This is a genomic window from Candidatus Paceibacterota bacterium (assembly GCA_016782605.1).
Classification (GTDB): domain Bacteria; phylum Patescibacteriota; class Minisyncoccia; order Minisyncoccales; family RBG-13-42-11; genus BS750m-G71.
On sequence record JADHYE010000009.1, the window covers coordinates 1 to 8717 of the forward strand.

11 protein-coding genes are annotated in these 8717 nt (G+C 38.1%); all 11 read right to left on the reverse strand.

The genetic code is table 11. The annotated features are described in order from the left end of the window. On the reverse strand, positions 1–437 hold a 437-nt coding region (locus tag ISS83_02920; protein MBL7142580.1), incomplete at its 3' end, for a thioredoxin fold domain-containing protein. Then, a complete protein-coding gene (locus ISS83_02925; protein ID MBL7142581.1) occupies positions 434–1183 on the reverse strand; it encodes a ZIP family metal transporter in 750 nt (249 codons plus the stop codon). The genes ISS83_02920 and ISS83_02925, both read right to left, overlap by 4 nt. A gap of 1 nt (position 1184) precedes the next feature. After that, positions 1185–2264 (reverse strand): tRNA 2-thiouridine(34) synthase MnmA, encoded by a 1080-nt coding sequence (gene mnmA, locus ISS83_02930; GenBank protein ID MBL7142582.1) that lies wholly within the window; start codon positions 2262–2264, stop codon positions 1185–1187. Between the two features lie 129 nt (positions 2265–2393). Further along, positions 2394–3302 (reverse strand): SufD family Fe-S cluster assembly protein, encoded by a 909-nt coding sequence (locus tag ISS83_02935; protein ID MBL7142583.1) that lies wholly within the window; start codon positions 3300–3302, stop codon positions 2394–2396. After that, a complete protein-coding gene (locus ISS83_02940) occupies positions 3265–3975 on the reverse strand; it encodes an ATP-binding cassette domain-containing protein (protein MBL7142584.1) in 711 nt (236 codons plus the stop codon). The genes ISS83_02935 and ISS83_02940 overlap by 38 nt, the downstream gene beginning before the upstream one ends. Further along, the gene (locus ISS83_02945) at positions 3972–4373 is read right to left on the reverse strand and encodes an Rrf2 family transcriptional regulator (protein MBL7142585.1); all 402 of its coding nucleotides are present in this window, start codon (positions 4371–4373) and stop codon (positions 3972–3974) included. The genes ISS83_02940 and ISS83_02945 overlap by 4 nt, the downstream gene beginning before the upstream one ends. A 132-nt stretch (positions 4374–4505) precedes the next feature. Next, the gene (locus tag ISS83_02950; GenBank protein MBL7142586.1) at positions 4506–4970 is read right to left on the reverse strand and encodes a hypothetical protein; all 465 of its coding nucleotides are present in this window, start codon (positions 4968–4970) and stop codon (positions 4506–4508) included. A gap of 104 nt (positions 4971–5074) precedes the next feature. Further along, positions 5075–5698, reverse strand: coding sequence for a 2,3-diphosphoglycerate-dependent phosphoglycerate mutase (locus ISS83_02955; GenBank protein MBL7142587.1), 624 nt, complete (start codon positions 5696–5698; stop codon positions 5075–5077). Continuing rightward, entirely contained in the window at positions 5691–6878 is a 1188-nt protein-coding gene (gene eno, locus ISS83_02960) for a phosphopyruvate hydratase (GenBank protein MBL7142588.1), read from the reverse strand. Before eno ends, ISS83_02955 begins: the two co-directional genes overlap by 8 nt. Continuing rightward, positions 6865–7815, reverse strand: coding sequence for an FAD-dependent oxidoreductase (locus tag ISS83_02965; GenBank protein MBL7142589.1), 951 nt, complete (start codon positions 7813–7815; stop codon positions 6865–6867). The genes eno and ISS83_02965 overlap by 14 nt, the downstream gene beginning before the upstream one ends. 15 nt (positions 7816–7830) lie before the next feature. Further along, the coding region (locus tag ISS83_02970; protein MBL7142590.1) for a hypothetical protein at positions 7831–8717 on the reverse strand (887 nt) is incomplete at its 5' end.

Consider the following 8717-nt stretch of genomic DNA (forward strand, 5'->3'; position numbering starts at 1 on the left):
TCTTTGCCCTCATCTACCCGAGCCGCAGCGAAGGGTGAAGAAGAGGATTTATCCTCTTTGCCCTCCTCTACCCGAGCCGCAGCGAAGGGTGAAGAAGAGGATTTATCCTCTTCGCCCTCCTCTTGCAAATTCTCTTTCAGCCAGACCCTTATATTTTCTTCCGGCATCATACCGACAAATCCTCCTACGGGCTTTCCTTCTTTGAAAAGAATTACTGTCGGCACTGCGTTAACCCCGTATTTCTGAACAGCTAAAGGAGCTATATTAAGATTAACTTTGGCAAAAGATATTTCTTCTTTTAATTCCTCAGCCAGCTTTTCCAGAATGGGCGCAATCAAAACACATGGAGTGCAGCCTTTCATCCAAAAGTCAACCAAAAAAGGCTTTTTGGCTTCGGAAATCTCTTTTTCAAAATTTTCATCGGTAAAAACCATCATAGTAACTTCATTAAAAACATTATACCTATTCCCAGTAAAAATACAAAAAAATTAATCAAGGCTTTCTGCAAACTGCCTTTGTGCTTTATCTCCGGTATCAAATCGGAACAAGCCACATAAATAAATGAACCGGCGGCAAAAGGCAAAAGAAAAACAATGGAACCGCCGATCTTTTCCGACAATAAAAAGCCAAATATTCCGCCAAAAACTATACTGATAGCCGACAAAAAGTTCAAAAACAGCGCTTTTGCTTTTTTAAATCCGCTGTAAACCAAAATGCCAAAGTCGCCAATTTCCTGGGGAATCTCATGTAAGGCGACTGCCAAAGTGGTAGCCACACCCAAGGGAACAGAAACGATAAATGAAGCAGCTATAATCAAACCGTCAATAAAATTATGAATAGCATCTGAAATTAAAATAAGGTAAGAAAATGATTTTATTTCAGGATGATTTTTTGAATGATGATGGTGCCAGCTGATAAAATTTTCCAGAATGAAAAAAGAGCAAAAACCAAAAAGCAGATAGAAAAACACTTTCAGAAGAGATTCTTCAGAACCGACTTGTTCAATCACTTCCGGTATCAAATGCAGGAAAGCGCCTCCGATCAAAGCGCCGGCAGCAAAAGAAACCAGAATTAAAAGAACTCTGTCCAAAAACTTTTCTTTCAAAAATAAAATTATTGCTCCGACAAAAGCAAGCAAGCTTATCAAAAAGGTGCTGATTAAAATGTAAGAGAATATATCCATTTTAATAAATTATTCCTCCGCCTAAAAGATCCTGACCTTGGTAAAAAACAGCTGATTGGCCAGGAGTAACTGCTCTTTGCGGCCTCTTGAATTTCAGGCGCAGAGTTCCGGGCTTCAATTCATTAACGATAACTGCCTGAACCGCCAAGTGGCGGTATCGTATCTTTACTGTCAACTTCAAAGGAAACTTTGGCTTTTTCCCGGAAACCCAATTTGCCTTTTTAACAATCAATTCTTCTTTATACAGGTTTTTCTCGTTTTTATCAACAATCAAAAGATTATTTTTTAAATCTTTTTCCAAAACGTAATAAGGACCGCCGGAAAAACCGATCCCCTTTCTCTGGCCGATGGTATAAAACCACAAGCCTTGGTGTTCGCCCAATATTTTTCCTTTCAAATCAACAATCTTGCCGGGCTTTGCACCCAATTGCTTTTTCAAAAATACTTCAAGTTTGCCATTAATAAAGCAAATCTCTTGAGACTTTGGAACTTTAACCAAAAATGATAATTTGAATTTTCTCGCCAGATTCTTAACTTCTTTTTTAACATAATCTCCTATTGGCAGCAAAACCTTTTTCAATTGCTTCTGATTCAGCCGCCACAAAAAATAGCTCTGGTCTTTTTCCTTGTCTTTACCTTTGCACAGCTTGAAAATTCGAGAACGATCCTCGACAATCCTGGCATAATGGCCGGTAGCGACATAATCAGCTTTCAGTTTCAAGGCTTTTTCCAGAAATAAACCGAATTTAATTTCTTTATTGCAAATAACGCAGGGATTGGGAGTTAAACCCCCTTTGCTTTCTTTCAAAAAGCAATCTATCACTATTTTTTTAAACTCTTTTTCCAAATTAAAAATGCGGAAAGGAATCTTTAAAATCTTTGCTACCTTCCTCGCCCTTGCTTCTGAAGTCTTGTTTTTTACCCCGGGAAAAAGCCTCATAAAAACTCCGATAACATCAAAAACGCGAGCGTTAGCGAAGAGTGAAGATGAACGAAGTTCATCGACTCCCTCTCCTTTTAAAAGAGCGGCTGCCACAGCACTGTCTATCCCTCCTGAAAGCGCAATAATTACTTTTTTCACCCCGTTAGAAGTCTGTCTTTATATAGCTGAAAACTAATTTCAAACAGACATTTGTTTTCTATTATACCCCGTCATCACAGCACAGAAAAAATTAATCTAATTTTTTCTGCCCAAGACTTCTAACGGGGTTCATTGTTTTAAAAATCCGCTGACAATCAAATCAATTGCTTCCTTTTCGCTTAGCCCCCTCATTCTCAAATAATTCAGCTCTTCTTCTGAAATCTTGCCTATGGAAGCTTCATGGGTCAGCTGAGCTTTCTTATTATGGCAGATCAGTTCGGGCATTAAAGAAATCTTTGAACCCTTGTCTACCAGCAATCCCTGACAATCCAAATGCCCCTTGCTTGCAGCTTTGGCTACAATCAAGCTTTTAGCCGAAATTTCGCTTCTTTCTTTGCCGACCAATCTTAATTTAACTATCCCTTGGGAATTTTCGCCTTCAAGATGCAAAGCGTCATATATGTCTATCTTAGAATCGTTTTTGCCTTGCAAAACAAAATTCAAGTTAGCAGAAGCGTTCTTACCGGCATGAATTGTCGTTTTTAAAGAAACCTGTTTTGGCGGAAGCAAATTCTGGTAATTGTAAACTAAAGAAGAATCTTTTCCGAGAATGAATTCGTAATTAGGACTGACAAAATCATTCTGACCCCATTTGTGGACATGATTATATTCTAAACTGGCTCCTTCTTTTAGAATGAGCTTGCCTCGGGCCCTATGACTACCGTATAAATTGTTCTTAGCTGCATTGCAAACAACATTAGCTTTGGCCTTTATGCCCTTTTCAACAACCATGAGATTGGTTAAATTCTGGTAAACCTTTGGCGAAGCGATCGTCAAACAAGTGGTCAAGGTAGAATCCACTTGCTTTTTGACCCAAACAAAATACCCTTCTTTGGGCTTCTTAACAAAATAAGGCCTTGTCCATTCAAATTTCAGCCAGGCCTGGAGACTTGGTAAAACGATTACCCCCGGCAATCCGAAAATATTCTTTACCTTATGGTCAATTTGAAGATAGTTTGCATTTTTTACATTTATCATAGCCGTATCTTTTAATGCTTCTTAAAACTTTTCTGAAATCTTTTTCCTGGCAAATAACCCTGCCATCAACTATTACGCTGGTAATGTCGGGCTTTAAAAAATTCAAAATTGTTCCAGAATGGGTTATCAGCAGCACAGAAACCTTTCTATCTAATAATAATTTCTTAATGGTTTTGGCAACGGTTTCTGTTTTTTTTAGATCCAAACCTGAATCAATTTCATCGAAAATAACAAGCTTGGGATTTAAAGCCAGAATCTGGACTAGCTCAGCTGCTCTTTTTTCCCCTCCTGAAAAATCAAGATTGACCTCCCTGTCCAGTAAATGCTCAATCGTTTCAGTATTGTTTCGGTCTTTTGATATCTTTTCCAAAAGTCTTGAAAGTTTAACTCCTTTTATCGCTGGAGGAGACTGCCAAGACAAAGCCAAACCCAGTTTTACTCTTTTTTCCGGAGAAAGCCTTTTAATCTCTTTTCCGCAAAACAGAATGCTGCCTTTGGTCACTTTGTATTTAGAATTACCCAAAATCGCCTGGGCCAAAGTGCTTTTGCCAGAAGCATTGGGTCCCAAAATCGCCTGTATCTGGCCTTTTTCCACTTCCAAATCCACGCCCTTTAATATTTCTTTACCGTTTCCATTAACGTACAAGTTTTTAATCTTTAATAAATTGCTCATTTTTTTATTAAATCAGCCAAAGTTATCGAACTTAAAGCGGAATCCAAGGTTTTTTGGATTTTCAGCCAAAAGCTTTTAGCCAGACATTTTCTCTCCATGGGACAAGATTTGCCTTTTGCCGTGCATTTAACCAGGCCTTTGCTGTCTTCCAGGGCGCAGATTATTTCGCTGATTCTTATTTTTGAGGGTTTCTTAGCTAAAAAGTATCCGCCCTGAACGCCTTTTTTCGCCTTAACTAATCCAGTTTTTTCGAGCTTAGAAAGTATCTTTTCCAGATAATCGAAAGAAATCCCTTCTTCTTTTGAAATAAATTTCAAGGGACAAATATCTTTTTTGCATTTTGCCAGATAAACCATCGCTCTCAGTCCGTATTGTGATTTGGTGGATATTTTGAACATACTTCAATAAACTCAGTACAAGTTAAAAGCCGACAAGTATTGTCGGTTTTTAGTTTATCAAAATTCTATATTAGCGTCAATAGTTTTATAAGAAACCTAAAATATTCTATTAAATTTACAAGTTTTTATGTATTATTTTCTTAATTGATGAATGCAGACACCGTGTATTCGCTTACTAAAATTACAATTAAAGCACAAAACTTGCAATCCTAAGTGTTTTGGATAATTATTAGTTTTAAGCCATTTTAAAAAAGAGGTTCCAAGTCCATATTTTTCCCTTTCTTTACGCCTAATATTATTAATATGATCTAAACATAAAAAATCTATTTCTGTTTCTCCACAACAGACACATTTTGGTTTTTCATTATTATTATATGCTTTCAATGCTTGAATTTTTAATTCTGCCCTGTATCTCTTACTTATTTCAATTACCTTTTCCCTGTTTCTTTTCTTCCATAAATTACTTCTTTTTTTAAGTTTTTCGGAATTTTCCAAGTAATATTGTTTTGCTTTTTTATTATTACATGTTTTACAAATACGATACTTAATAGGGGTGCCATCTTTATTTTCAGTTACTCCACATAAACAGCATTTCATATATTTTATCTGTTAAAAAATTATTTCAATTTATTCTATGAATTTGATATAATAAAAAACCGACCACTTATTCGGTTTTATTGTATCTTTACCAAGAACCCTTGTCAAGCCACTATGTCATATTCTTTCAAGCCGCCCGTCGGTATTTCAAAATTGATGATCTGTTCGTCAGAAATATTCTCAATATGCTTAACCAAAGCTCTCAGGCTGTTATGACTGGCCACCACCAGAACGTTTTTCCCTTCTTTTAAATCTTTTTCAATGTGTTCTTCGTAAAACGGCACCACTCTGTTATATACGTCTTTCAGGCTTTCGCCTTCTGGCGGCGCATCGTTCCATCCCCTTCTCCATAGCTTAACCTGTGCTTCGCCGTATTGCCTTTTAACATCGTTTTTATTTAATCCTTGCAGCCTTCCGTAATTCCTTTCGTCCAACGCTTTATCAACAATAATCGGCACATCTTTTACCCAAGCGTTAGTGAAGGGTGAAGATGAAGATTTATCTTCATCGATTTTGCCAAGATTTTCCAAAATTAAAGAAACAGTTCCCCTGTTTCTGGTTAAGGGCGAAGTGTAAACTTTATCGATTTGAAAACCAGCCAACTTTTCAGCAACCTCTTTTGCGCTCTCAATTCCCTCTTCACTCAAAGGAATATCGGTCCAGCCGGTAAAGCGATTTTCTTTATTCCACTGCGATTGTAAATGCCTTAATAAAAGTAATTTAGCCATGAATTTCTTTTTCTATTTTCAATAATCTGCTGTATTTTACCATTCTTTCCGGTTTTGACGGAGCGCCGGATTTTATAAAATCAGCTCCGATGCCGACAGCCAGATCAGCAATGAAATCATCCATGGTTTCTCCCGAACGATGGGAAACGATAATTTTCCAACCGTATGATTTTGCCAGCTTAGAAGCTGTAATCGCTTCAGAAACCGTACCGATCTGATTGGGCTTTATAATTACGGCATTGCAGGCTTTTCTCTTCCTGGCCAGCTTGATTCTGCCGGGATTGGTGACAGTCAAATCATCTCCGACAATCAAAAGCTTTTTAAACTTTAAATTCATTAATTTCCACCCATGCCAGTCTTCTTCAGAAAAAGGATCCTCTATGGCGATTATGGCAGGATATTTTTTGAGAAGACCAACATAGAAATCAAGCATTTCTTTTTTGCTCTTTTTTTCTCCTTCAAAGAAATATTTCCCTTTTTTAAAAAATGAAGAAGCAGCAGCATCTAAAACAATTCTTGCTTTGTTTTTAAAACCGGCTTCTTTCACAGATTCAATTATTCTATCAAGAGCTTGTTCTGTTTTTTTGGCAGTTGCCACAAAAGCACCTTCTAGACCCAAAACTGCAGCTGATCTGCCGTACTTTTTAATTAAATTCTTCCTTAGTAGATTATATACTTTCTTGCTTTGAAAAAAACTTTCTTTAAAAGAGCTTTTAGGAAAAGCCGTCATAAACTCTTGAATATTCAGCTTGTTTTTGGCGTGAAGCCCGCCTTCAATCTGCAAAACCAAAGGATAAGGAATTCTCGGCTTTGTACCGGCAATTGCAGAAATCCATTTCCAGAGAGGCAGTTTTTTACTTCTGGCCCCTGCCCTTAAAACAGCAATAGAAGTAGCCAAGGTGGCATTTGCCCCAAAGCGGGACTTGTTTCTGAATAACCATGCATCTATCTGTTTTTGAGAAGCTGCTTCTTTTCCTGCAATCTTTCTACATATAGCTTTGTTAATGTTTTTTACAGCTGTTTTTACGTCTTTGGTTTTTGCTTCAAATCTGCCTTTTGAAGTGCCTGCGGGCACTGAAGCTGAAAAACTGCCAGAGTCAGTAATAACTTGCGCGCAAACTGTGGGATTTCCTTTTGAATCTAAAATTTTCCTGGCTTTGATTCCTTTAATTCCAGCCATTTTTTTGAAGATAATTTGAAATAGCTAAAAGCGCTTTGGTGCCTTCGCCGGCCGCCACAACGATTTGCTTGAAGATAACGTCGCTGACGTCTCCTGCAGCAAAGAGACCAGTAGTCTTGGTCTGCATTGTCTTTTGGTCGATAACTATTTCATCCCTTTCACTGAAATCAACCAAGCCTTTGACAAAAGAAGTGGCAGGCTGCGAGCCGATTTCAACAAAAATGCCTCCGACTTTCAAAGAAACCGTCTTTTTCGTTTCATTATCCTGGTAAACCAAAGATTCAACAAATTTCTTTCCTTCCACTTTTTTCAAAGCAGCTGAAGTTATCACTTTAATCTTGCCTGTTTTTTTGGCTTTTTCCTGAATTGATTGATCGGCACTGACTTTTGAAGAATTTTCCAAAATGTATAATTTTCTGACCCAACCGGCCAAAAACAGAGCTGCTTCAAACCCGGAGTTCCCTCCTCCGACAACCACCACGTCTTTGCCAGCATATAAGGGAGCATCACAGGCTGTACAGTAGGAAACTCCCTTGCCAATGAATTTCTTTTCGCCTGGCACCTCTAAAGGCCGAGGGTCAGCTCCGGAAGCAATGAGAACCGTCTTGCTTTTGAATTTTTTTTTCTTTCCGGTCAAAACCGAAAAAGTCTTTCCTGCTTTTTTAATTTTTGAAACTAATGCAAGCTCGATTTTGATCTGGCCCCTACCTGGCTGTCCAGAAGTGAATTTCCTCAAGTGCTTTTCAAACTTCTTAATCAAATCAAGTCCGGATATTTCTTCAAACCCGGGATAATTCTCAATGGCAACAGCTTTCCTGGCCATTTGCCCGCCAAAGCTCTTGGTTATTAAAAGCGCGTTTAAGCGCTGTCTGGAAGCATAAATGCCGGCAGCAACGCCAGCAGGTCCGCCGCCAATTATTATGACGTCGTAAATCATATAATATGTGGTTAATTATCCTTTTTCCGTTTTTTTCCTCAAAAAAGCAGGAGATTCCCAGATCTTTTCCTTCTCCGCCATCTCTTTTTCAAGATTGTTCGCTTCTTGCCTTATCTGCAAAGCGTTTTTCCTTACTTTGTCGTTCTCGGAACTTGAAACCTCTTCTTGTTTAGTTTCTACCTCTGCTTCTACCTGCTTTCTTTTTCTCCTGACTTTGATTTTCTTTTTACGAACAGCTCTTTTCTTTTTTGAAACAGTTTTGGGCTTTTCAACTTTCTCTTCTTTCGGCTTTCTTCTCGGCTTTAGCTGCTTTATTTTTCTCTTTTTTGAAGAACCGATTTTCATACCACAGCCTGTCGCTAAAAGAATTGTTTTTATAACATTGGAGTATTTCTTGTTCTGGGCAATGCCGAAAATGATCTTTGCTTCAGGATTAGCCAAATCTGAAATCGCTCTTGATATCTGGTTAACATCGGAAAGTGAAAGATTCCTTTCTCCAGCAATGTTAAATAAAACTCCTTTGGCTCCCCGAATAGTGTAAGGGTACAAAGGAGAACTGAGGACCTTGGTGGCAATGTCTTTCATTGCGCCTTCTTTTCTCTCTACTTCAACCGTATTCAAGTAAGCCAATCTTCCCCTGCCCTCGAGAATCGTCCTGAAATCAGCAAAATCAATATTGATCAAACCGGGCTCGTAAATCGTTTCAATCAATCCGCCCAGGCTTTCCGACAAAAACTTATTAATAACAGATAAGGCATCTCTCAAGGGAGTGTCTTTATTAATAATCTGGAAAACTTTTTCATTGGGAATGATGGCAACGGCATTCAAATGATTCTTCACTTCTTTCAAAGAATTGATGGCGATTTCCATTTTCTTTTCTCCTTCAAATTTAAAAGGCAAAG

Coding starts and splice junctions, on each gene's coding strand:
- ISS83_02955 (MBL7142587.1), bottom strand. CDS start 5,698: ATGGCTAAATTACTTTTATTAAGGCATTTACAATCGCAGTGGAATAAA.
- ISS83_02935 (MBL7142583.1), bottom strand. CDS start 3,302: ATGATAAATGTAAAAAATGCAAACTATCTTCAAATTGACCATAAGGTA.
- eno (MBL7142588.1), bottom strand. CDS start 6,878: ATGGCTGGAATTAAAGGAATCAAAGCCAGGAAAATTTTAGATTCAAAA.
- ISS83_02940 (MBL7142584.1), bottom strand. CDS start 3,975: ATGAGCAATTTATTAAAGATTAAAAACTTGTACGTTAATGGAAACGGT.
- ISS83_02925 (MBL7142581.1), bottom strand. CDS start 1,183: ATGGATATATTCTCTTACATTTTAATCAGCACCTTTTTGATAAGCTTG.
- ISS83_02950 (MBL7142586.1), bottom strand. CDS start 4,970: ATGAAATGCTGTTTATGTGGAGTAACTGAAAATAAAGATGGCACCCCT.
- ISS83_02945 (MBL7142585.1), bottom strand. CDS start 4,373: ATGTTCAAAATATCCACCAAATCACAATACGGACTGAGAGCGATGGTT.
- ISS83_02965 (MBL7142589.1), bottom strand. CDS start 7,815: ATGATTTACGACGTCATAATAATTGGCGGCGGACCTGCTGGCGTTGCT.